The organism is Arthrobacter sp. zg-Y1116 (assembly GCF_024385485.1).
Taxonomy (GTDB): Bacteria; Actinomycetota; Actinomycetes; order Actinomycetales; family Micrococcaceae; genus Arthrobacter_B.
In genome coordinates this window covers 884,768-905,878 of record NZ_JANFLR010000001.1, presented here as the reverse complement: position 1 = coordinate 905,878, position 21,111 = coordinate 884,768, and the positions used below count along the sequence as shown (strand labels likewise).

The window sequence follows — 21,111 nt, the reverse complement described above, 5'->3', positions numbered from 1 at the left end:
TCAGCCCCGCGCCGCCGCAGCCCTGACGTTCAGCCCCGCGCCGCCGCGGCGCCGTCGTAACTGCGCGGCAGGCGCCGCCGGGGCCGGGCACGCACCAGGGTGGATGCTTCACGGCGGGGTCCCACGGTGTTCGTGATGGTGCCGATGCCCTCCACCGTCATACTGACGCTGTCCCCCGTCTGCAGGGGAGGCGGAGCCTGATCACCGAGACGTCCCCACAGTTCGGCAAGACAGCCGCTGCCGCAGGTGCCGGACCCCAGCACGTCGCCCGGAAGCACCCGGGAATCCTGCGACGCGTAGGCCACCAGCTCGGCAAACGGCCAGCCCATGTTGGACAGCAGATCCTCTCCGACCCGAGACCCGTTAACGTCCACGCTCATCTGCAGGGCCAGGAAACCGTCGGTGTCGTGCCGGTGGGCGAATTCGTCGGCAGTGACAATCCACGGACCCAGGGTGCCGGCGAAGTCCTTTCCCTTGCACGGACCCAGGCTGACCTTCATCTCCCGGCGCTGCAGGTCCCGGGCGGACCAGTCGTTAAAGACTGTGTAACCGAAGATGTGCTGCTGCGCCTGCGCTGCGCTGAGGTTGCTGCCGCTGCTGCCGGGAACCCGCCCGATGACGGCGGCGACCTCCGTCTCGAAATCCAGTTGGCTGCAGCCAGCCGGGATGGGAATCTCGTCACCCGTGGCCCGGATGGTGTGCGGATTGCTGAAGTAGAACGTGGGGGCCTGGTACCACTCCTCCATAACGCCGGGCGTGCCGTCGATGCTGATCCGCATTCCCTCCACGTGTTCCTCGAAGGCAACAAAGTCACGCAGGGTGGCCGGCACCAGCGGAGCCAGCAGCACCACGGCGGACAGCGGCGCGGACGAGGCGGCTCCGATGACCCGTTCCGCGGTTGCCAGGGTCTCGCCCAACCCGGCTTCGAGCAGGTCGTTGGCAGTCTGTCCTGCGGGCAGCCCGTAGGCCCGGTCCTCATGGATGAAGCCGGAGCGGATTTCACCGCCGTCGTTCCAGCGTGCGAGCTTAACCATCGATTTCAATTCCTTCCCTGGGTGCGGCACCACTGGCGCCGGCCTTGGCACGGCCGGCCCGGATCCCGAGCGCTGCGGCATTGCCGGCGAGGATTGCCTGTTCCTCCCCGACGGACAGACCGGCGGCCCGGACGTCCCCTACGGGGTCTTCCGAGCCCATGTCGAACGGGTAGTCGGAGCCCAGCAGGATCCGGTCCGCCCCGGCGGCCCCGGCCAGTGCGCGCAGTTCGACCGGACTGTGGGTGAGCGAGTCGAACCACAGGCGGCTGATGTACGACGACGGCGGGGCGGCGCACACGTGTGCGTCCGGCCTGACCCGCCAGGCATGGTCGGACCGGCCGAGCGTGCTGGGCAGGTAGCCGCCGCCGTGCGCCGCGATGATCCGCAGCTCCGGGTAGCGGTCCAGCACCCCGGCGAAGATCAGGTGGGAGAGGGCAACGGCGTTCTCCGCCGGCTGCGAGACGGTATTCGCCAGGTAGAACCGGTCCAGCCGCTCGTCCAGCGAGCAGCCGAAAGGGTGCAGGAAAACGAGCGCTCCGAGTTCTTCGGCCCGGGCCCAGAAAGGCTCCAGGCGGGCGTCGGACAGTTCCACGGTCCCGGCGTTCGGTTCCTGCCCGGGGAGACGGTCGAATCCGGGGGCGTAGGACCCGATTTCCACCCCCAGCAGGCCGCAGTCCAGCACCGCATGGTCCAGGGCCGCGACCATGGCCTCCGGGTGCTGCAACGGAACCAGTCCCAGTCCCGCAAGCCGGCCGGGGGCGGACGCCACCAGCTCCATGACCGCGGTGTTGGCACGGCGGGCGATTTCCCCGCCGAGTTCGGGACCGGCGAAATAGTAATAGTGCGACGGCGAGGGCGAGACCAGCTGCACGTCGACTCCCGCGGCATCCATGTCCGCGAGCCGCCGGGACAGGTCCACCAGCCGCGGCCAGCGTTCCCGGATCATGGCGCCGGAGATTTTCACCGATGCGGGTCCCTGCCGGCGGGCATCGAGCTCCTGTGCAGCAGCAAACTCCGCCGGAGCGCAGGCCGCCACATACTCCTGCAGCGTCGGAAGGACCACGTGGGCATGGACGTCCACCACCGCGGGCAGGGACTCTTTTCCGGTCATGCGGGCTGGCTCACGGTTGCCGCTACGGTGGCGATCACGCCCGGGACGTCGGCGTCCCGCATCCGTCCTTCGAGCATCCACTGTCCCAGCTGCACCGATCCGCGGATGACGGTGCGGGCCCGTTCCAGCCGTCGCTGCGTGAAGGCCGTCCAGAGGGAGTCATCCAGCGTTTCCCGGCTGGTCAGCAGATCCGCCAGGACGGCTCCGTCTTCCACGGCCATGGCTGCCCCCTGGGCGATGGTGGGCGGGCAGCTGTGGGCGGCATCGCCGATAATCACGGCCCTGCCGCGGTTCCAGGGTCCGTCCACCAAGTGCGCAGTGAACCGGGTGTAGTTGATCCGCGCACTGTGGTCCAGGCCGGCCCGGATCTCCGTCCACGGCCCGCCGTAGGCTGCCGCGAGTCCGGCCATGATCTCCGGTCCGTCCTCCACCCTGCGCTCCTGGGCGTCCTCGACCAGATAGGCGTACATGCTGTCCTGGCCGGTGGGGCAGTACCCGGCAATGTAGCAGGGCCCGCCGTAGGTCAGATCGGTGCGGACCACATCGGCCGGCCGGTCCACGAACGCCCGCCAGATTCCCATTCCGGTGGGCTCCGGTTCGGTGGTGATCCCGATCGCGGCCCGCACCGCCGAGTGCAGTCCGTCGGCGCCGATCAGCAGGTCATAGGGAAGGCGGTCGCCGTCGTCGGTAATGACGGTGACTGAACCCGTGTCCTGTTCCACCCCCTTGAGCCGCCTGCCGTAGCTGATCCGTACTCCGGCATCGGCGGCGCGGCGCCGGAGCGCGTCGGTAAGGTCCGGCCGGTACATGCCCAGGGTGGCGGGCAGGTCCGGCCCGCCGGTCCGGACGTCGTCAACCACGGACAGCACGGTTCCTGCCGGATCCGGTGCGCGGAAGCCGAGCTCGCTGAAGGCGAAGCCCTTGGCGGCAATTTCGTCCCAGATGCCGAGGTGCCGGAAGATCCGCAGGGCGTTGCCCTGCAGGGTGATGCCGGAGCCGAGCGGGGACGGGGCCGCTTCCTTCTCCAGGACTTCCACGTCCACGCCGGCGTCGGCCAGCAGAATCGCCGCCGTTAATCCGGCTGCGCCCGACCCGACAATGCCTACCCTGTTCACAGCTGCCATGATGCAAACTCCTTTGTTTTCATTCCGGCGGATTATGTATCGGCTTATTTCACGGCGATGGGATTGACCGGCGAGCCGACGGCGCCGGTGATGGGCAGCGGGGCCGCCGTCAGCAGAAAGTCATATTGGCCGTCCGCCGCGCAGGACGCGGCAAGCTGCTCCGGATCCCACATTTCGCCCAGATAGAGGCCCAGGTTGGGGATGGCGATCTGGTGCAGCGGCTGGAACGCGGTGTCGAATTCGTTCGGCCGGACCTCGAACCCCCACGTGTCGGTGGCGATTCCGGCGATCTCGCTGCGGTGCAGCCAGGGCGCCATGCTGAAGGACAGTCCCGGCGCCGGCCCGCCTGCGTAGTCCCCCCACCCCTGCCTCAGGGTCCGGGCGTATTGGCCGGTGCGCAGCACCACGATGTCACCGCGCCGGATCTCCGAGCTGGGCCCCTGCTGCTCGATGGTGGCCTCGATATGCTCGGCGGTGATGGCGAATCCGTCCGGCAGCTCCCCGTCGCCGCTGCCCGCGCCGGGTCCCAGTGCCCGGCCGACGTCGAGCAGCACGCCCCGGGTGACGATCCGGGCCGCCGCGGTCTGGATTCCGGTGAGCTGGTCGCCTTCGCTGGTCACCACCGCACCCGCCCGCCGGCCGTTCCAGGCCTTTCCCCGGTCGAAAATGTGGCCGAGCCCGTCCCACTGCGTGGAGCACTGCAGCGGCATCGCGATGAAGTCGTCGGCGCCTCCGATGCCGTGCGGAAAGCCCTGGTTGCCGAACTCCGCTTCCGTGCCGGTGTCGGTCATGGTGTGGACGGGGTTGATCCGGCGGCGCCAGCCCTTCTGCGGACCGTCGGTATTGAACGGCTGGGACAGGGAGAACGTCTGGCCGGTGCGGACCAGCCGGGCTGCCTCCACCCGCTTGGCCTCATCGATGAAGTTCAGGGTGCCCAGGACGTCATCCGGCCCCCAGCGCCCCCAGTTGTTGTGCGCAGCAGCCATCGCCTCGATGCTTCCCAGCGCGTCGTCGCGGCGGATCATCTCCTGGTCTTCGGCATTGATTCCGGTCACGGTGCCACCTCATCCCTGCAGCGCACGAGCTGCGTTCCCAACCCGGTAATCGTGCCTTCCATAACGTCGCCGTCGCGGAGCATCCGTCCCCAGTGGGCCCCGTTGCCGGCGGGGCTGCCGGTCAGGATCAGGTCCCCGGGCAGCAGCGGCATCTGCTGGGAGGCATGCGAAACCAGCTGGGCCACGGTGAAGATCATGTCGGCGGTCGATTCTGCCTGCATGGTTTCGCCGTTGAGCCGCAGCGTCACCATGAGGTCCTGCGGATCGGCCACGAACTTTGCCGGCAGCACCAGCGGTCCCGTCGGCAGGAAACCCGGGGCGTTCTTGGACCGGTACCAGTCACTGCCGATGGCCGGCATGTCCTTGCGGAAGACGAGGTCACGGGTCGTGATGTCGTTGACCATCGTGTAGCCGAAGACGTACTCCAGGGCATCTTCGGGGCTCACGCGGAAGGCCCGCTTGCCGACGACGGCGGCGAGTTCCAGCTCCCAGTCATGGGCCTGGCTGTAGCCGGGGAGCACCAGGTCCTCGGTGGCGGAGGCCATCGCCGTCGGGAGGCCGATGAAAAAGTACGGGGTACCCTCGGCGGCCCGCCGGTCCATCGTGGCGGCGGTCCGTTCCCGGATCTCCTCGTCCGTGCCTTCACCGTCGCGGTGCGCCACTGCCAGGTCAATGACGTGCTGGCGGTAATTGGCCCCGGCCTGCAGGACCTGCTGCGGCCGCAGCGGCGCGAGCACCGTGAGGTCCGCGTAGTCGAGCCAGCCGGCGGCAGCACCGGCGGACTCTTCCGCGAGCCGGTCCAACTGGCCCTCGGCTTTGTCCCAGTGTTCGACCACCGCTTCCAGGGTGACCCTGTTTCCGGGCAGGTCCAGGTTCGCGTCCGTCAGCGGCAGGACGCGGCCGCCGGTTTCCAGTCCGGCCCGGGGCTCGCCGGTGCCCGGGTCCCGAAACGTGATCAGCGAGTAGGTCATCGATTCAGCCCCTGCCGTGCTTGGCGTAGGGGTTGAGCAGCGCTTGTTTCATTTCCTCCGAGGCGCCTTCCTCCGTGGCGGTGAACCCGTCCGCCAACGGGAAGGATTCGGTCAGCGAATGCGGCATGGCCCCGTTGCGGTAGAAATTGTTTGATCCCTGAGAGGGTGTCCAGGTGCGCGGCTCCCAGTCGGGGACGTAGTTGCGGTAGCCGCCCGAGTTCAGTTCCACCCGCAGAGCGCTCGGCTCCCGGAAGTACAGGAAGTTCTGCTCACCGATGCCGTGGATGGAGGGTCCGTATTCCATCGGGGTGCCGTTTTCCATCAACACGTCCGCGGCGCGCAGCAGGTCCTCATGGGTGTCCACCCAGAACGCGATGTGGTTGACGCGTCCGGCCCGGCCCGAGGTGTCCATGACCACCCCCAGATCGTGCGATTTTTCATTGGTGGTAAGCACGGAGAAGACCGTGATCGGTGCTTCGTCCAAGGTGGTGAAAGCCATGATCCGGAAGCCCAGGGCGGCGCTGTACCAGTCGGCGAACCCGGTGACGTCGCTGCTGGCCACGGTCACATGGTCCAGGAATCGCGGTGCCGCGGCGTGGCTGCTCCGGCGTTCGGGCCGGTCCGGGTAGATGGATGTCCAGCCGGGTTCCGCTACGTACGGCTCCACCTCGTAGAACAGTTTCATCGGGTGCCCGTAGGGGCCGGTGAACTGATAGGCCTTGCCGTGCGCGTGCCCGCCCGGAATCCATTCGCCCTGCACCCCGGCGGCTTCCACATTTGCCGCCGCCGCCTCGAGTGCCTCAGCGGACGCCGTGCGCCAGGCCATGTTCGCCAGGGACGGTTCTTCCCCCGGCCGTACCACCAGGCTGTACCGGTAATGGTCGCCCCAGCAGCGCAGATAGGAAACGCCGTCAAGGGAATCAACCAGGCGCATGCCGAAGTTCTCGACATAGAACCGGGTGGAGGCCTCGACGTCGGGGCTGGTGATCTCCAGATGTGCCAGATGGGAGAGGAGTCGTTCCACGGGCATTCTCACATTCGCTAGGTGCTGAGCTTTTCAGAACCTAACTGTGATCGCCATCACGTAGTTGTGGAAGCAGTCTTTTCCTATGGCAGGTATCCATGCAACGAATGGTCACGCGCCGGCACCGGCGCGGTGGCCCAGAACGCCAGTGCCGCGACCGGCAGCACCACGCCCAGGCCCGTGAACAGCTCCAGCGCCGCCGGGCCCTGGCCGCTCACGACGCCGGTCAGCATCATGGTGACGGTGATCGAGGACAGCATAAACACCGGCACCATCACCACCAGCAGGGCGATGCCCGCGCCGCGGACCCCGGCCCGCCGTCGTCGCACCGCCACCCACAGCGCCGGCAGCACCAGCGCAATCCAGACCCAGTGGTGGAACCAGGAAATCGGCGAGATCGCGAGCATCACCACGGCGTTCGCACTGATCGCCGCCACCGTGTCACCGCGGGCGTCCGAGCGGCGGATGGCGAAGAAGCCCAGCACGACGACGGCGGCCGAGGCCAGCAGCCAGAGCGGACGCTGCAGCGCCTCGGGTGTGCCCAGATGCGTGAGCAGCGAGTTCAGCGACACGTTGTACATGTCCGTGGTGTCCCCGACACGGTCGGAATCGAAGAGCGAGTCGAGCCAGAACACGCGGGACTGCTCCGGGGACGCCAGCCAGCCGACGGCAATGGTGGCGGCGAAAGTGAGGCCCATGGTGAGGATGGCCCGCCAGTCCTTCCGGACCAGGAAGATCAGCCCGAACGCCAGCGGGGTGAGCTTGATGCCCGCGGCCAGGCCGATGAGGATGCCGCGCGGAAGCTTTGACGACGGCGGCCGGAGCAGGTCCGCGACGATCAGGAGCATCAGCATCGGGTTGATCTGGCCGAAGCCCAGGCCCTCGCGCCACGGGCCGAGCACGCCGATCAGCAGGGTGGCGAGGACGGCAACGCCTGTGCTGCCGCCCAGGGCGGTGTGCAGCCGCGGCGGCAGCACCTTGTTTTCCGTGAGGTAGCGGGCGACCAGGAAGGCGGTCAGCACCAGGCAGGCGCACGACGTCGCGGTGAGCAGGACCAGCCCCACGGCCTCGGGCAGGACCGCGAACGGTGTCAGCAGCAGGGCGGCGAAGGGCGGATACGTGAACGGCAGGCCGCGGGTGTCCGTTTCGACCAGGCTCGGGTCATACAGGCGATGCTCGCCCAGGCCGAGGAACGCCCGGGCTCCTTCGCGGTACACGGTGAAATCCAGGCCGTGGATCTGGGCGCCGAGGACCACCAGGAGCAGCGCAACCGGAAGGCCGAGCGCGAGCCAGAGGATCCGGGTGCGGGTGCGGGACGCCGGGTCCGCCGTTGATATTGCCATGCCTGCCAGTTTAGACGGCGGCGTTCCGGCGGCTTGTTTGGAATAGCGGGCTGGACCGGCCGGGCAGATGCGGCCGTGCGGTGCCCGGCGTCGTCGTGCTCTTTATTCCTTGGGTGTTTCGCGCGTGCTGAAGGTCAGCGGCGTCTCGGGTTCGGGATCGGGGCCGCCGCCAGGGCGCGCTGTGCTGCGAGAATTTCGGTCAGGGTCCCGGGCTTGGCATAGACCTTGCCCTCCGGGGAGGCATCCGGGACGGCGGCGGCTTCCGCCGGGCCGGTCGCGGCGGCCCGCAGGTCCAGGCACATGAAGGTGCTGTTGGGATCGGCGCGGTAGCTGCCGAACGGCGGGCACGGGGTGAATCCCGAACGCTGATACAGCCGCCTGGACGAGGCGAAGAACTCCTGGGTTCCGGTTTCCAGCAGCAACGCGATGTAGCCGCGGGCGCGGGCGTTCGTGATGATCTGCTGCAGGAGCATCTGGGCAACACCCCGTCCGCGGGCGGACTCGACCGTGCGCATCGAGGTGATTTCGCCGTATTCACCTGCTGCGCCTCCGAACAGGGGAGGAAGTTCCTTCAACGCGCCGCAGCCCAGCAGGGTGCCGTCCTCGCGGACCGTCCAGAACGTGACGGAGGGGTCCCGCAGGGACGGAGGAGTCAGGCCGGCGGCTACCGTTCCCGCGGGATACAGCAGGTCCCGGTTCTCTGCGAGCAGGGCCCGGACATCCCCTTTGCCCGGATCGTCCCGGATTACGCTCACCCGGTGCGCCTCCAGGGCGCGCGGGCCGGCCTGCCCTCCCCGGACGGCGGGGCGCGTGTCGCGGAGGTCCGGGATAACGGGCAGGGCCGCCGTCGTCGCCTGGCCCGCTCCGGCGAACGGGACCGGACCCGGAACGCGGATCGGCGGCGGCGTGGGGATGTAACCGGGCATTTCTACTTCTTCCAACTCTGAAACGGAGACGGGCTCCCGAATGTCTTCCGGGACGTCGACTGTTGTCCCGGCAGAACCCGTCCGGCGACGCCGCCGGAGTGCAGCTGCGGGGACCCGCCGCGTCTTCTCAGCCAGAGTCTAACCGGTGCCCGCCGTGACGGCGGACACCGGCATGGCTGGGTCGGGTTAGCGGACCGTGAGTTCCCGTGCGGCGGCGGCAAGCTCGGCGATCCGGGGGTTGGCCTTCTCCAGCTCGGCTGCGTGCTCGGCGACAACCTCTTTCTTGGTCTCAAGGATCAGGGCGTCGAATTCATCCCGCACGCCCGTTTCCACGGAGCAGTTGTAGTACTTCACGGCCAGGGCCGCTTCGGCGGGAGTGGGCGCATACGTGATTTCAACGTCGGCGGGAATGATCTCCACCCCGGAGGCCTGCTTCGGGCCGCTGCGTTCGGGGTATTCCACCGCCGTACCGAGCTCGACGTCCGACGTGAAGCCGTACAGCTCGCCGGACGCCGGCGTCACCGGCACCCCGGCGTCGACCAGGCACTGGACCACTTCCTGCTGGAGGGGGCCCAGGGCCTCAAACGTCCGGTCAGCCAGGCCGCCGGCCAGTTTGCTGCTGAGCCGGTTGTAGTCGATCAGGCTTTGCTCGGCGTTTTCTCCCAGTGCAGCCCAGGCTTTTGTGTTGCAGGCTTCGGATACTGCCTCGAAGGCGTCGTCATGCACAAAGACCTTGGCCGGTGACGGGCCGAACTGTTCACCGCGGAGCCCGCCGGCCGTAGCGTCCTGCACGCTTTCGAAGAACGCGTCATCGACGGTGAGCTGGTCCAGCAGATCAGCGCGCCACTGCACTGCCGGTTCCTCCGGGATGAACGCCTCGTATTCGGGATAGCCGTTGTCCGCGTAGCACTGGAAGCGGAGGGTGTCCTGGGCAAGGTGGATGGCGTCCATATCTTCGGCCAAATAGATTTCGAACGGGTCGGCCGAGGACTCCGAAACCGGTGCCAGGCCGGAATCGGCGGCACAGCCGGCGAGAGCGGCGGCTCCGAGGGCGATGACCCCGAGGCCGGCAAGATAACGACGACGCCGGGCCGGTGCGGCGGGGTCGGAGGCCGGTGCGGGCGCAGCGGGGGAGAGTCGGTTGCGGTTCATGGTGTGCCTTTCGAGACTGGATCCAGGGTGCGGTGCCGGACCAGCTCATCGGGAGCATGTCCGTAGAACGACAGCAATAATCAGGTGGAGCAGGCAGTGCTGGTGGAGCGAGTGGTGCAGGGAAGCTGAGGGGTGCAGGTCAGGCGGTTCGGAGCCGGCGGAAGCGGAGCTGCCGGTCCGCGGCGGCCAGTGCTGCCGTGGCCAAGGCCAATCCGAGGAACGCCCATTCCCAGTGGGCGGTAACTGGGCCGGGTAAGCCCGAGGCGGCAAGCCAGGTTTCGAGGGAACCTCCGGACCAGAGTCGGACCAGCAACGGCGTCGATGCCACGGCCAGGCCAGTAGTCCAGGGGATCATCCGGCTTCCGCTGACCAGAACCATTCCGACGGCCAGCATCAGCGCCGCCGCTGCCAGCGTCAGGGACCGGGCATCAACGGCAAGCACGCTCGCCGCGTCGTAGAAGAACAGGGCAGCGCCGCCGGACAACCGGCTGACGGCCAGCCACAGACCCGCCAACGAGACACCGGCCGTGACGGCCCCCAGCAGGACGCGGCGGGAAGCACTGGCCGCGGGATTGCCGATGAGGGCCAGCAGTGCCAGGCCGCTGAGCACGAGCATGGGAGTAAGCGGCGGTGCGAGGATTCCCGCGACGGCGCCGGAGAGGGGAATCAGCGGAGCTGCCACTGCCGCGCTGAGATGCAGTGTCCGGCGCAGGGAGTGCCGGTTGGCCAGCGCAGCAACGAATCCGGCGAGCAGTGCCAGGTAAACCGCCGCGGCCGCCGTCGTGAACGGTCCCGCGGCCAGGAACGCCTCTCCGAACCCCTCGCCCGTGGGGCGCCAGCGCAGCGTGCCCGGCCGGACCCACGGCCCCCATTCGCCCAGCAGTGTCAGGGCGAGCGCAAGGTAGGTGGCCAGCACGGTGGCAGTGAAGGCGATGCCGTTGCGTCGCCGCCGGCCCACGCTGCCGAGCAGTTCCAGGCCGCGGGTAGCCAGGCCGTTGCCTACGAGGTTGAGCAGTTCGGCCGGGGTGGCCTTGGTGCGGTGCTCGGAACGGGCGACGTAGAGCAGTACGCCGATCAGTTCCTCGCCCTGCTCCCGGCGCCAGCGGCGCGGGTAGGCTCCCAGCGCCCGTGTGTAGGTGGCCTCCAGTTTGGAGGCTCCGCCGTTCATGCTCCGGCCTGCGCTGCACGCAATCGCAGCTTCGACATGGCCTGGCGGGCGTTGGCTGCCAGACGGTCCGCTTCCTTGGCGAGGGTGGCGGCGCCGCCGTCGGTAATCCGGTAGTAGCGGCGGGCTCGGCCGTCCACCACGTCCTCGCCGGAAATCTCCACCAACCCGTCTTCCCGCAGCCGGTCCAGCACCCCGTAGAGGGTGCCGGGCTGCAGCTTCACCCGGCCGCCGGAGAGATCCTTCGTCTCGGCGATCAGGGCGTAGCCGTGCTTGGGTCCGTCAGCCAGGGCCGAGAGGACCAGGAAGGTCGGTTCGCGCATCTCATGCTTGCTCATGCCCTGAACGATAGTCAGAAAAACTGAATATAGGGAAGAAATGAATATAACGGTTAAGTCACGGTTGTTTCAGTGCTGCCTGGGCTATGGGATCCGGGCCGATTCCCTTCGGTTTGTGGCCAATCCTGCGCTTTGTGGCAATCCCTGCGCTGCGCGGCGCAGGGATCCGGACAAACCGCAGGGATCCGGACAAACCGCAGGATTTTCCGGGTCCGACGGCCACGCCAGTAGGGAAGCCGTGAATGTGGAAGGGCCTGCAGCAGCGGACCCGCAAGCGGAAGGGAACCGTCAGTTGTCCAACTTGGCCAGCAGTGCTGCCAGCGACTCCCGCTCGCCGTCGTCAAGGACGTCCAGCAGCCGGTGTTCGGTGGCCACATGGTCCGGAAGGGCGGCGTCGACGGCGGCCCGGCCGGCGTCGGTCAGGGTCACCTGCTTGCCGCGCCGGTCCGAGGAACTGGGGGAGCGCAGGACGTATCCCTGCGCCTCCAGCCGGTTCAACCGCTGCGCTATGGCGCTGGAGGTGACCATGGACCCTGCAGAGAGGTCCTTGGGGCTGAGTGTGTAGGGCGGGCCGGAACGGCGCAGCGTGGCCAGCACGTCGAAGGAGGCCGCATCCAGGCCGTGCTTGGCGAAGGTTGCAGCAAGTTGTTCATCGAACCGGCGGGCCACCCGGGACAGCCGGCCGACCACGGCCATGGGGGAGACATCCAGGTCCGGCCGTTCCGCTGCCCACTGCCGGAGAACCATGTCCACGTGATCGCTCATGGAATGCACCCTAGCAATTAACTAAGCACTTAGCTATATTGGCTAAGTGCTTAGCAAAACTGGACTTCTGACTACGACGACGGCCCTGGCTCCGATCGTCTGGGGCACCACCTACATCGTGGCCGCCGAGCTGCTGCCGCCGGACCGGCCACTGCTGGCCGCCCTGCTGCGCTCGCTGCCCGCGGGCCTGCTGCTGCTCCTGCTGGTCCGGCGGCTGCCCCGCGGCAGTTGGTGGTGGCGCTCGGCAGTATTGGGGGTGCTGAACATCGGGCTGTTCTTCGCGCTGCTGTTTGTGGCCGCGTACCGGCTGCCCGGCGGCGTCGCTGCCACTGTTGGTGCGGTGCAGCCACTGCTGGTGGCGCTGTTTGCCTCGCGGTGGATCGGTGAACGCCTGACCGGACGGAAGTTAGCGGCAGGCGTGGCCGGGCTGGCCGGCGTCGGGCTGCTGGTGCTGCAGGCGCAGGCGCGGCTGGATGCGCTGGGTGTGGCCGCCGCGCTCGGAGGAGCGGTGGCCATGGCGGCGGGGGTGGTCCTGACGAAGAAGTGGGGCACCCCGGACACGCTGCTGGCGGCCACATCCTGGCAGCTGGTGGCCGGCGGGTTGTTCCTGCTGCCGGTGGCCTTGCTGGTGGAGGGTCCACCGCCCGCACTGACCGGCGTCAACCTGGCCGGGTACGCCTACCTCGGCGTGATCGGCACGGCGCTGGCCTACTGCCTCTGGTTCCGCGGCCTGCACCGGCTGCCCGCCTCAAGCACGGCACTGCTGGGGCTGCTTAGCCCGGTGGTCGCGGCGGCCGCCGGCTGGCTGCTCGCCGGGCAATCGCTCAGTCCCGGCCAGTGCCTGGGCGCGGCGATGGTTCTTGCCACCCTGGTGCTGGCGGGGCCGGCCGGACATCGGCGTGCCACGGCCGCGGCGGTGCGCCCGCATGATGTGCTGGGCCGGTCGGTTTCCCCACGCTGAAACGAGCTCCCGTGTTCACAGGTCTGTCCGCCTTTCCCCTGACACCCGTTATCCACGACACGGTGGATGAGGACCTCTTTGCCGCGCTGGTCCACCGTGCGGTGGAGGCCGGGGTGGATTCCATCGGTGCGTTGGGGTCCACCGGCAGTTACGCCTATCTGTCCCGGGAGGAACGACGCCGGGTGGCAGCGGCCGCGGTGCAGGCGGCCGGGGAGGTGCCGGTGATCGTGGGGATCGGGGCGCTGCGGACCTCCGATGTCCTGCGCGGAGCCGAGGATGCCCAGAACGCCGGTGCCGCCGGCCTGCTGCTCGCGCCGGTGTCCTACCAGCCGCTGACGGAGGACGAGGTGGCGGGCCTGTTCGAGTCCGTCTCCGCCGCCAGCTCAGTGCCCATCTGCATCTATGACAATCCGACCACCACCCGGTTCACGTTTACGAACGAGCTTTATGCCCGGCTCGGCGCCCTTCCGCAGGTGGAGGCCGTGAAGATTCCGCCCCGGCCGGTGGACGAAGCGGACCAGCGGATCCGTGAGGTGCGGGCCGCGCTGCCGGACCGGATGGCACTGGGGGTCAGCGGCGACGAGTTTGCCGCCCCGGCCCTGCTCGCCGGCGCGGACGTGTGGTTCAGCGTGCTGGGCGGCACCCTCCCGGACCTGGCGCTCGCCATCACCCGCGCCGCTCAGGCCGGGGATGCCGAGACTGCCCTGCGTTTGTCGGCACAGCTGGCACCGGTCTGGGACCTGTTCCGGGATTTCGGCAGCCTGCGCGTGACCTCGGCATTGGCGGCGGAGCTTGGCCTGCTGCCGGTGGAGAACCTGCCCGCCCCGCTGCGGCCCCTGTCCGCGGACGTTCAGCGGAGGATCGGCGGGGTGCTGCGGACGCTTCGGGGCTCAGCGGCCGGTTAGCCCACGGCGCATCCCGCCGCAGGACGCAAAACTCCTCCGCTTCGGGAAAACCCCTCGGTTTGTGACAAATCCTGCCTCGCGCGGCGCAGGGATCCGGACAAACCGCAGGGAATCGGACAGATCGCAGGGATTCGCTCCTGATCTCCGGGCTACAGACGTCGGGCTACACCGTCGGAGCCTCCCGCTCAGCCGGAGCCGCCGCAGGACGCAGAACCCCTCCGGTTTGGGAAAACCCTGCCGGTTTGGGAAATCCCTGCCACGGCGCAGCGGAGGGATTTCCCAAACCGGAGGGAAAATGCACAAACCGTAGGGAAACCAGTCGACCTACACGGCAGGAGCCGGCGCAGCCTCCGGTTCCGCAGGCGCGGCAGGAGCCGGCGCAGTCTCCCGCTCAGCCGCAGCCTCCGGTTCCGCGGCAACCTCGGCCGGAACCCGGACAGCCCGCAGCCCCAAATACACCCGGTCCCGGGCGAACGGTGTCCGGGCGAACCGGATTCCGGTGGCATCCCGAAGCGCATTGGCCAGCGCCGGCGCCACGGGGTTGAACGGGCTTTCGCTCATGGACTTGGCGCCCATCGGTCCCAGCGAATCGTCCGTCTCCGCGAAGAAGATCTCTGTGCGCGGCACGTCGGCGAATGTGGGGACGTGGTATTCGCGCAGGATCCGGGTCTCCACCGTGCCCTCGGCGTCAATGCGCACCTCCTCGAACAATGCCGCCCCGAGAGCCTGGGCAATGCCGCCCTCGATCTGGCCGCGGCACTGCATCGGATTCACGACGACGCCGGCGTCCGCAGCGTGCACGCTCTGCAGGATCCGGATCTCCCCGGTCCCGGCGTGCACCGCCACCCGGAAGCCCTGCACGTTGAAGGCGACCGACCGCGGGGTGCCGCCCCACCGGCCCTCCGCGGACAGGTCGATGCCCTCCTCGCGGGCCCGGACGGCGACGTCGGCCAGCGGGATCCGTTCGCCGCCGCACTCCACGGCGTCCGCCAGCAGATGCACCTGCGCCGAGGTGGAGCTAAACAGGGACGCGGCGAAGCCCTTGAGCAGGGTGGCCAGTTCCTCCGCAGCGGCCAGCGACGCCTTGCCCGCCACCACCGTGCCGGTGGAGCCGTACGCACCGGTGTCGTGGTCCACCAGATCGGTGTCCGCCTGCCGGATCAGCACCCGGTCCGCGGTGGTGTGCAGCGCCGTCGAGGCCAGCTGCGCGTGCACGGTGGTGGTGCCGTTGCCGAACTCAGCAGTGCCGACGTCGAGCCCGTACCGGCCGTCCTCACGCAGGGAAATCTTCGCGTGGCTGATGTGCCCGCGCGGCGGCACGGTGTCGATCATGGCGACGGCGCTGCCCTCACCGATCAGCCACCCGCCGTCGTCGGCCGCGTCGGACGGGTCGGCCGCCCCGGACGGCCCGGCTGAAACAAGCTCCGCCCCGGAGGTCTCCGGCTGCTCCCGCCCCGCAGCCAGCGCACCGGACACCAGCTCCAGGCATTGGTCCAGGCCGTAGCTGCCGTAATGCACGTCTTCGGCAGGTTCGGGGGAGGTGGAGACCATGCGGTCGCCGTGCGCCACCACGTTGCGGCGGCGGAAGTCCAGCGGATCCATGCCCAGGTCCCGGGCCAGCTCATCCATGGCGGATTCGATCGCGTAGATCATCTGGCTCAGCCCGTAGCCGCGGAACGCCCCGGAGGGCAGCGTGTTGGTGTAGACGGAGCGGGCGTCCACTTTCTTGTTGGCGCACCGGTAGACGGCCACGGATTCCCCGCAGCCGTGGAACATCACGCCGGGGGCGTGGTTGCCGTAGGCGCCGGTGTTGGCGGTGACATCAAGGGCCAGCGCGGTCAGGGTGCCGTCCGCGGAGGCTCCGGCGCGGACCTTCACGGCGAAGGGGTGCCGGGTGGTGGTGGCGGTGAACTGCTCCTCGCGGGTCAGTTCCAGCTGCACCGGGCGCTTCAGCTTCAGCGCGGCCAGCGCGGCAAGGTCCTCGGTGAGCACTTCCTGCTTGCCGCCGAACCCGCCGCCCACCCGGCCGGCGAGCACGCGCACCGAGGCAAGCTTCAGCCCGAAGATCCGGCACAGCGTCCGCCGGACGAGGAACGGCACCTGTGTGGAGGTCCGCACCACCAGGCGGCCCAGGTCATCGAAGTACGCGATCGAGCCGTGCGTCTCCAGTGCGACGTGCTGCAGGCGCTGGCTGTAGTAGGTGTTTTCGTGCACGACGTCGGCCGCTGCGAGGCCGGCGGCAACGTCGCCGACCTCGGAGTGCAGTTCCGCCACGACGTTCCCGGCGGTACCGGGGTGGACCTCCGGAGCGCCGGGCGCCAGGGCCGCCTCCGGATCCAGCACCGCGGGCAGCAGCTCATACTCGACCTTCAGCGCACGCACGCCTTCGGCCGCAGCGCCCACGGTGTCGGCGACGACGGCGGCCACCCGCTGGCCGCGGAACCTGACCACATTGTCCAGGACCCGGGTGTCGTCGGGGTCGTCGGTGTGCAGTTCGTGCTGGGCGGTGGAGAAGAGCTGGTCCGGGGCGTCCTCGTGGGTGAGCACCGCTTCAACGCCGGGCACGGCCAGGGCGGCGCTCGCATCAATGGACAGGATCCGGGCATGTGCGTGAGGGGAGCGCAGGATCTTCAGGTGCAGCAGCCCGGGCAGGTCCTTGGCCGGGACATCCAGGGTGTAGCGGGCGCGGCCGGTGACGATGTCCGGTCCCGCCGGAGCGGCCACGTTGACGCCGACAGTCCGTGCATCGCCGGTCTGCGCGGGGGTCGCTCCGCCGGAGGACGGCTCGGCGCCGGCGGTGCTCGTTTCAGTGTGCCGGTGCCCGCAGACAGCATCTTCGATGCTCCGGTAACCGGTGCAGCGGCAGAGGTTTCCCTTGAGGTTCCGGGGCAGGTTCTCCTTCTGCTGATCGTCGAAGGTCGCTGCGGTCATCACCATGCCGGCGGTGCAGAACCCGCACTGGAAGCCCTGCGCGTCCAGGAACTGCTGCTGCATCGGATGCAGGGCAGCGCCGTCGGCCAGCCCCGCGCCGTCGGCCAAGCCCTCGCCGCCAGCCAGCCGCGCCGTGTCGGCCAGCCCCTCGATGGTGGTGATCTCCCGGCCCTCGGCCCGGACCGCGGGGTAGATGCAGCTGTGCACGGGTTTTCCGTCCACATGCACGGTGCACGCGCCGCAGTCGCCGGCGTCGCAGCCCTTTTTGACGCCCAGGTTGCCCTGTTCGCGGAGGAAGGTGCGCAGGCACTGCCCGGGGAAGGGCTGGGCTTCCACCTCGGCGTTGTTGATCCGGTAGGTCACAGGGAGCCGTCCTCGGGTGCGGGTGCGGGTGCGGGTGCAGGTCCGGCAAGTTCGGCGCGGATTTCCTCCGCCAGCCGGTAGGTCATGTCCTGCCGCCATTCGGGCAGCCCGTGCACGTCGTCGTGCCAGAGCCCGGCATCAATCGCATCCTCCAAGCCGGCGCGCAGGTCGGCGGCGTCCGGCACCGCGGAAAAACGCAGCTGGACCGGACGCTTTGTGGCCGCAGTGACGGTCAGGACAAAGCAGTCGTCCTCGTCGACGCGGCCGATCAGGAGCACCCCGGACCGGCCCAGATTGGTCAGCGAGAGCCGCCGGAATGCAGTGCGTGCCCGCAGCGCGGCGGCCGGGAGCGAAATGCTGCGCAGCAGTTCCCCCGGCGCCAGCGCGGTACGCCCGTCGCCGGTCACGAGTTCGGCCACCGGCACCCGGCGGGAAGTGCCGCCGGGGGAGTGGATCAGTCCGACGCCGTCCAGCGCCGCGGTCAGCGAGGTCATGGGCCCGGCGGGCAGGCCGGTGCAGATGTTCCCGCCCACAGTGGACACGTTCCAGACTTTGAAGGAGGCCACGAAGGAGTCGCAGCACGGCTGCACCAGGTCCAGTGCCGGCCAGGCCTGCCGCAGTCCGGGTGCGGCGGCGTCCGGGAATCCATACAGTTCGGCGATGGTGCAGGTGGCGGCGACCTCGAGTCCGTCGTCGTTCAGCACCAGCGGCTCCCAGTCAGCGGCCGTGACATCCAGCAGCCGCTGCAGGGTTTCACTGCCGTAGGAGAACAGCACAGTGCCGCCCGCGAGCCAGGCGTCTCCGGGACGCCAGCGCTGCGGGTCCGCGGTGCGGATCAGCTCGGAAACGGTGGGTAGGTCCATGGGATTTCCTCAGCTGGCGCGGAGCCTGTTGGTCGGATGGATGGGGCCGGAAACATCGCGCAGCGGTTGTCCGCTGGCGGCGGCTCCGGACCGGGCAGCCACGATCTCCGCGAAAACGGATACTGCGGTCTCCTCGGGGGTGGCGGCACCGATGTCGAGCCCGATGGGGGAGTGCAGCTTCGCCAATTCGGGTCCGGCCAGCCCGGCTGCGTGCAGTGCAGCCAGCCGCGCGTCGTGGGTCCGGCGGGACCCCATTGCCCCGACAAAGGCCAGCTCCAGACGCAGGGCCTCGGCCAGGACCGGGACGTCGAACCTGGCGTCGTGGCTGAGTACACAGACCACGCTGCGGGCATCCAGCCGCCCGGCCGACGCCTCCCCGCGCAGGTACGCGTCCGGCCACTGCACGTGCACCTCGTGGGCATCGGGAAACCGCTCCGGCATGGTGAACGCAGGCCGCGCGTCGCAGATGGTCACGTGGTAGCCGAGCATCCGTCCCTGCCGGGCAAGGGCGGCGGAAAAGTCGTTGGACCCGATCAGCACCAGCCGCGGCGGTGCCAGCCGGGACTCCAGGAACAGGACGGCGCTGCCGCCGTCGCACTCCGGACCGCCGGGCTCTCCCAGTTCGACGACGCCGGTGCGGCCGGCCGCCAGCAGCGGAGCGAGGCGGGCTGCGGCACGCGCCGGGTCGAGGCCCAGCATCGCGGCCAGCGCGGGGCCGTGGGCGGAAAGCAGACCTGCAGGCGTGGCCCCTGCCGGGTCCCCGATCAACAGCGGAACGGAAGCCGCGCCGTCGTCGATCCTCCGGAGCAGTGCGCAGGGCTCGCCGGGCGGCGGAACGGCGGGGACCGTGCCGGAGAACACCGGGGAGATGAAGACTTCCAGGGTGCCGCCGCAGCTCAGCCCGACGGCGAACGCGTCGGAGTCGCTGTAACCGAAGGACTCGAGCCGCGGGCGGCCGTCGGCGAGGACCTCCTCGGCAGCGGCGACGACGGCTGCCTCCACGCAGCCGCCCGAAAGGGAACCGGAAATCACCCCGGTGCCACTGACCAGCATGGTGGTGCCGACCGGCCGGGGAACAGAGCCGGAGGCGCGGACGATGGTCGCCGCGGCGCAGGGAATCCCCCCGGCCGTGGCGGCCGCCAACTCTTCCAACATGTCCAGCACTGCGGCCTACCCTCCGGCAACCCGGCGGCAACCGCCACCGGCTAGCCCAGCAACCAAAGCGGTGAGTTCCCCCTGCGGGATAGAACGGGCAGGGGCCTTAATTCCGCAAAACAATGAAACATTTCAAAAGCGCATTACTTTGTACCTGCCGGCCGCAAAAGAATGTTCTTTCCGGCACCGCAAATCCGATCCAAAACCTCCAGGGCTCCGGTAATTGCAGGGAAGCGTACCACGCGGTTCTTTCCGGCGGGATACCCCGCCGGAAATGGCGTGCTGTCCTCAGCGGGCGCGTTCCCGCGGGTTATCCAGTCCGGTACGGGACAGTACGAGATAGCCGAGCAGGGCTCCACCCCACAGCAGGAACAGCGGGTCCCAGAGCCAAGCATGCCCGATCGTCGCCATGCGGTCATACCCGGTGTCCGGGCGGATCAGCCCGGCCAGCACGGCATTGCTCACCACCGTGTTCGCACCCCCGTACAGCACCAGCACCACGGCGCCGATCCAGCTCAGCGTCCGCCAGAGGCCCGGCTTCGGCACCCTGCCGTACGCCGCCGCCGCGGGAATCAGTGCGGCCGCGGCCTTGAAAGCGGCCACGGCTCCCAGCAGCACCCCGGTCCGCAACGGCGCCTCAGTGGATTCCTGTACGGCCCACTGGCCCACGGTATCCAGCAGCCAGCGGCCACCCAGGGCCCAGTAGAAGCTGAAGCCGGCGTGCAGCAGGCCAGCGGCGCACGCCGTCCAAAGACAGGCACGGCCGAGCCCGGTCGGGGCCTGCCGGCGGCCTGCCTTCCGTTCACCGGAGGAGTCCATGGAAGTCATTGTGGAAGCCGGCCGGCCGGACAGGAAGCACCCGCGGAACAGCGCACAAATTAACCTGCAGTAATACTGCAGGTTTAATAACGGGCAGTTCCTTGACAGATACTGCGGGGGCGCACAGACTGTCCCAAATATAAATTCCGTTCCGGAACATCGAATCAAGTCGGCGTCGCCGATGGTCAAGGGTGTCCAGCGCCGGCGGCGGATGAGTTCTGACTGAAAGCTGACACCCGTGCCCCCAGAAGACACGCCTCCAGAAGCAGCGGACTTCCTTGCCGCCTTCAACGCCGCGTCCCGGCCGGATGCCGAAGCGATGCTGCGGCCCTGCGTGGACATTCCCCGCTGGTGCAACGAGGTGGCCGCCGCCCGGCCGTTCGCCACGCCCGGGGAGCTGCTGAGTTTCGCCGAACTGGCCGCCCCGGATTTCACCCAGGCAGAGATCGACGCCGCCCTGGCCCACCACCCGCGCATCGGTGACCGCGCCGACGGCACCGGCGCTGAAGCCCGATTCTCCCGCGGCGAGCAGGCGTCCGTGAGCGGGCTCGAGGGGATCCAGGACCGGCTGCGGGCCGGCAACCGCGCGTACGAAGACCGGTTCGGCCGCGTCTTCCTCATCCGCGCAGCCGGCCGCAGCGCGGAGGAAATCCTGGCCGTCCTCGAAGAACGGCTGCAGAACACCGACGCCGAAGAACTCCCGGTCATTGCAGCCCAGCTGCGCGACATTGCCATCCTCCGACTCGAAGGACTGTTGAACGCATGACCCGCAGCCACGTCACCACCCACATCCTGGACACCGCCGCCGGCAGGCCCGCCGCCGGCGTCGCCGCCTCCCTCTGGTCCCTGCACGACGGCGGCGAGACGCGGGTGGGGGAGGGAACCACGGACGGGGACGGCCGGATCGGCAGCCTCGGCCCGGCGGAATTGGAGCCGGGCACGTACCGGATCGACTTCGCCACCGGCGACTACTTTGACGCCGCCGGAACGGACACGTTTTTCCCCAGCGTCTCCCTGACCTTTAGCCTCACCGACCCGGCCCAGCACTACCACGTGCCGCTGCTGCTGAGCCCGTTTGCCTACTCCACCTACCGAGGAAGCTGAGC

General features: G+C 69.0%; 20 protein-coding genes. 4 read left to right on the top strand and 16 right to left on the bottom strand.

Annotation, left to right across the window (positions count from 1 at the left end):
- Positions 1 to 29 precede the first annotated feature (29 nt).
- From NNX34_RS04240 to NNX34_RS04185, 12 genes are all read right to left on the bottom strand, one after another.
- Complete coding sequence (locus tag NNX34_RS04240; RefSeq protein ID WP_255765264.1) at positions 30 to 1,034, bottom strand: fumarylacetoacetate hydrolase family protein; 1,005 nt, start codon at positions 1,032 to 1,034, stop codon at positions 30 to 32.
- Complete coding sequence (locus NNX34_RS04235) at positions 1,027 to 2,145, bottom strand: amidohydrolase family protein (RefSeq protein WP_255765263.1); 1,119 nt, start codon at positions 2,143 to 2,145, stop codon at positions 1,027 to 1,029. The genes NNX34_RS04240 and NNX34_RS04235 overlap by 8 nt, the downstream gene beginning before the upstream one ends.
- On the bottom strand, positions 2,142 to 3,269 hold the full coding sequence (locus tag NNX34_RS04230) for an FAD-dependent monooxygenase (RefSeq protein ID WP_255765262.1): 1,128 nt from the start codon (positions 3,267 to 3,269) through the stop codon (positions 2,142 to 2,144). Before NNX34_RS04230 ends, NNX34_RS04235 begins: the two co-directional genes overlap by 4 nt.
- A 44-nt stretch (positions 3,270 to 3,313) precedes the next feature.
- Complete coding sequence (locus NNX34_RS04225; protein ID WP_255765728.1) at positions 3,314 to 4,294, bottom strand: cyclase family protein; 981 nt, start codon at positions 4,292 to 4,294, stop codon at positions 3,314 to 3,316.
- 26 nt (positions 4,295 to 4,320) lie between these two features.
- Entirely contained in the window at positions 4,321 to 5,295 is a 975-nt protein-coding gene (locus NNX34_RS04220) for a fumarylacetoacetate hydrolase family protein (protein WP_255765261.1), read from the bottom strand.
- Between the two features lie 4 nt (positions 5,296 to 5,299).
- Positions 5,300 to 6,319, bottom strand: a complete 1,020-nt coding sequence (locus NNX34_RS04215) for a VOC family protein (RefSeq protein WP_255765726.1) — start codon at positions 6,317 to 6,319, stop codon at positions 5,300 to 5,302.
- Positions 6,320 to 6,402: 83 nt separating this feature from the next.
- On the bottom strand, positions 6,403 to 7,662 hold the full coding sequence (locus NNX34_RS04210; RefSeq protein ID WP_255765260.1) for a glycosyltransferase 87 family protein: 1,260 nt from the start codon (positions 7,660 to 7,662) through the stop codon (positions 6,403 to 6,405).
- 134 nt (positions 7,663 to 7,796) lie between these two features.
- Positions 7,797 to 8,588 (bottom strand): GNAT family N-acetyltransferase, encoded by a 792-nt coding sequence (locus tag NNX34_RS16110; RefSeq protein ID WP_308219718.1) that lies wholly within the window; start codon positions 8,586 to 8,588, stop codon positions 7,797 to 7,799.
- A 186-nt stretch (positions 8,589 to 8,774) separates the two neighbouring features.
- Complete coding sequence (locus tag NNX34_RS04200; RefSeq protein WP_255765259.1) at positions 8,775 to 9,740, bottom strand: hypothetical protein; 966 nt, start codon at positions 9,738 to 9,740, stop codon at positions 8,775 to 8,777.
- A 139-nt stretch (positions 9,741 to 9,879) separates the two neighbouring features.
- A complete protein-coding gene (locus tag NNX34_RS04195; protein ID WP_255765258.1) occupies positions 9,880 to 10,908 on the bottom strand; it encodes a hypothetical protein in 1,029 nt (342 codons plus the stop codon).
- Positions 10,905 to 11,243, bottom strand: coding sequence for a PadR family transcriptional regulator (locus NNX34_RS04190; RefSeq protein ID WP_227919600.1), 339 nt, complete (start codon positions 11,241 to 11,243; stop codon positions 10,905 to 10,907). Before NNX34_RS04190 ends, NNX34_RS04195 begins: the two co-directional genes overlap by 4 nt.
- A 288-nt stretch (positions 11,244 to 11,531) precedes the next feature.
- Positions 11,532 to 12,008, bottom strand: a complete 477-nt coding sequence (locus tag NNX34_RS04185) for a MarR family winged helix-turn-helix transcriptional regulator (protein ID WP_255765257.1) — start codon at positions 12,006 to 12,008, stop codon at positions 11,532 to 11,534.
- A 46-nt stretch (positions 12,009 to 12,054) separates the two neighbouring features.
- Here NNX34_RS04185 and NNX34_RS04180 point away from each other — a divergent pair, with 46 nt between their 5' ends.
- Both NNX34_RS04180 and NNX34_RS04175 read left to right on the top strand, forming a co-directional pair.
- Entirely contained in the window at positions 12,055 to 12,969 is a 915-nt protein-coding gene (locus tag NNX34_RS04180; protein ID WP_255765256.1) for an EamA family transporter, read from the top strand.
- Between the two features lie 11 nt (positions 12,970 to 12,980).
- The gene (locus NNX34_RS04175; protein ID WP_255765255.1) at positions 12,981 to 13,874 is read left to right on the top strand and encodes a dihydrodipicolinate synthase family protein; all 894 of its coding nucleotides are present in this window, start codon (positions 12,981 to 12,983) and stop codon (positions 13,872 to 13,874) included.
- A 324-nt stretch (positions 13,875 to 14,198) separates the two neighbouring features.
- On the opposite strand, the gene NNX34_RS04170 is transcribed toward NNX34_RS04175, so the two are convergent.
- The 4 genes from NNX34_RS04170 to NNX34_RS04155 form a co-directional block, all read right to left on the bottom strand.
- Positions 14,199 to 17,168, bottom strand: a complete 2,970-nt coding sequence (locus tag NNX34_RS04170; protein ID WP_255765254.1) for a molybdopterin cofactor-binding domain-containing protein — start codon at positions 17,166 to 17,168, stop codon at positions 14,199 to 14,201.
- Positions 17,165 to 18,031: a xanthine dehydrogenase family protein subunit M gene (locus NNX34_RS04165; RefSeq protein WP_255765253.1), complete on the bottom strand. Its 867-nt coding sequence runs from the start codon at positions 18,029 to 18,031 to the stop codon at positions 17,165 to 17,167. The genes NNX34_RS04170 and NNX34_RS04165 overlap by 4 nt, the downstream gene beginning before the upstream one ends.
- A gap of 9 nt (positions 18,032 to 18,040) precedes the next feature.
- A complete protein-coding gene (locus NNX34_RS04160) occupies positions 18,041 to 19,186 on the bottom strand; it encodes an XdhC family protein (protein WP_255765725.1) in 1,146 nt (381 codons plus the stop codon).
- Positions 19,187 to 19,474: 288 nt separating this feature from the next.
- Positions 19,475 to 20,005 (bottom strand): DUF3995 domain-containing protein, encoded by a 531-nt coding sequence (locus tag NNX34_RS04155; protein WP_255765252.1) that lies wholly within the window; start codon positions 20,003 to 20,005, stop codon positions 19,475 to 19,477.
- 238 nt (positions 20,006 to 20,243) lie between these two features.
- Between NNX34_RS04155 and uraD the strand changes: the two genes are divergently transcribed.
- Together uraD and uraH are read left to right on the top strand one after the other, a co-directional pair.
- On the top strand, positions 20,244 to 20,771 hold the full coding sequence (uraD, locus tag NNX34_RS04150; protein WP_255765251.1) for a 2-oxo-4-hydroxy-4-carboxy-5-ureidoimidazoline decarboxylase: 528 nt from the start codon (positions 20,244 to 20,246) through the stop codon (positions 20,769 to 20,771).
- A complete protein-coding gene (uraH, locus tag NNX34_RS04145) occupies positions 20,768 to 21,109 on the top strand; it encodes a hydroxyisourate hydrolase (RefSeq protein WP_255765250.1) in 342 nt (113 codons plus the stop codon). Before uraD ends, uraH begins: the two co-directional genes overlap by 4 nt.
- Positions 21,110 to 21,111 lie beyond the last annotated feature (2 nt).

Bases quoted from the DNA above. Each gene is read 5' to 3' on its own strand.
- NNX34_RS04190 (WP_227919600.1), bottom strand. From the start codon at position 11,243: ATGAGCAAGCATGAGATGCGCGAACCGACCTTCCTGGTCCTCTCGGCC.
- NNX34_RS04235 (WP_255765263.1), bottom strand. From the start codon at position 2,145: ATGACCGGAAAAGAGTCCCTGCCCGCGGTGGTGGACGTCCATGCCCAC.
- NNX34_RS04240 (WP_255765264.1), bottom strand. From the start codon at position 1,034: ATGGTTAAGCTCGCACGCTGGAACGACGGCGGTGAAATCCGCTCCGGC.
- NNX34_RS04225 (WP_255765728.1), bottom strand. From the start codon at position 4,294: ATGATCCGCCGCGACGACGCGCTGGGAAGCATCGAGGCGATGGCTGCT.
- NNX34_RS04230 (WP_255765262.1), bottom strand. From the start codon at position 3,269: ATGGCAGCTGTGAACAGGGTAGGCATTGTCGGGTCGGGCGCAGCCGGA.
- NNX34_RS04165 (WP_255765253.1), bottom strand. From the start codon at position 18,031: ATGGACCTACCCACCGTTTCCGAGCTGATCCGCACCGCGGACCCGCAG.
- NNX34_RS04185 (WP_255765257.1), bottom strand. From the start codon at position 12,008: ATGAGCGATCACGTGGACATGGTTCTCCGGCAGTGGGCAGCGGAACGG.
- NNX34_RS04200 (WP_255765259.1), bottom strand. From the start codon at position 9,740: ATGAACCGCAACCGACTCTCCCCCGCTGCGCCCGCACCGGCCTCCGAC.
- uraH (WP_255765250.1), top strand. From the start codon at position 20,768: ATGACCCGCAGCCACGTCACCACCCACATCCTGGACACCGCCGCCGGC.
- NNX34_RS04195 (WP_255765258.1), bottom strand. From the start codon at position 10,908: ATGAACGGCGGAGCCTCCAAACTGGAGGCCACCTACACACGGGCGCTG.
- NNX34_RS04160 (WP_255765725.1), bottom strand. From the start codon at position 19,186: ATGTTGGAAGAGTTGGCGGCCGCCACGGCCGGGGGGATTCCCTGCGCC.
- NNX34_RS04220 (WP_255765261.1), bottom strand. From the start codon at position 5,295: ATGACCTACTCGCTGATCACGTTTCGGGACCCGGGCACCGGCGAGCCC.
- NNX34_RS04210 (WP_255765260.1), bottom strand. From the start codon at position 7,662: ATGGCAATATCAACGGCGGACCCGGCGTCCCGCACCCGCACCCGGATC.
- NNX34_RS04155 (WP_255765252.1), bottom strand. From the start codon at position 20,005: ATGGACTCCTCCGGTGAACGGAAGGCAGGCCGCCGGCAGGCCCCGACC.
- NNX34_RS16110 (WP_308219718.1), bottom strand. From the start codon at position 8,588: ATGCCCGGTTACATCCCCACGCCGCCGCCGATCCGCGTTCCGGGTCCG.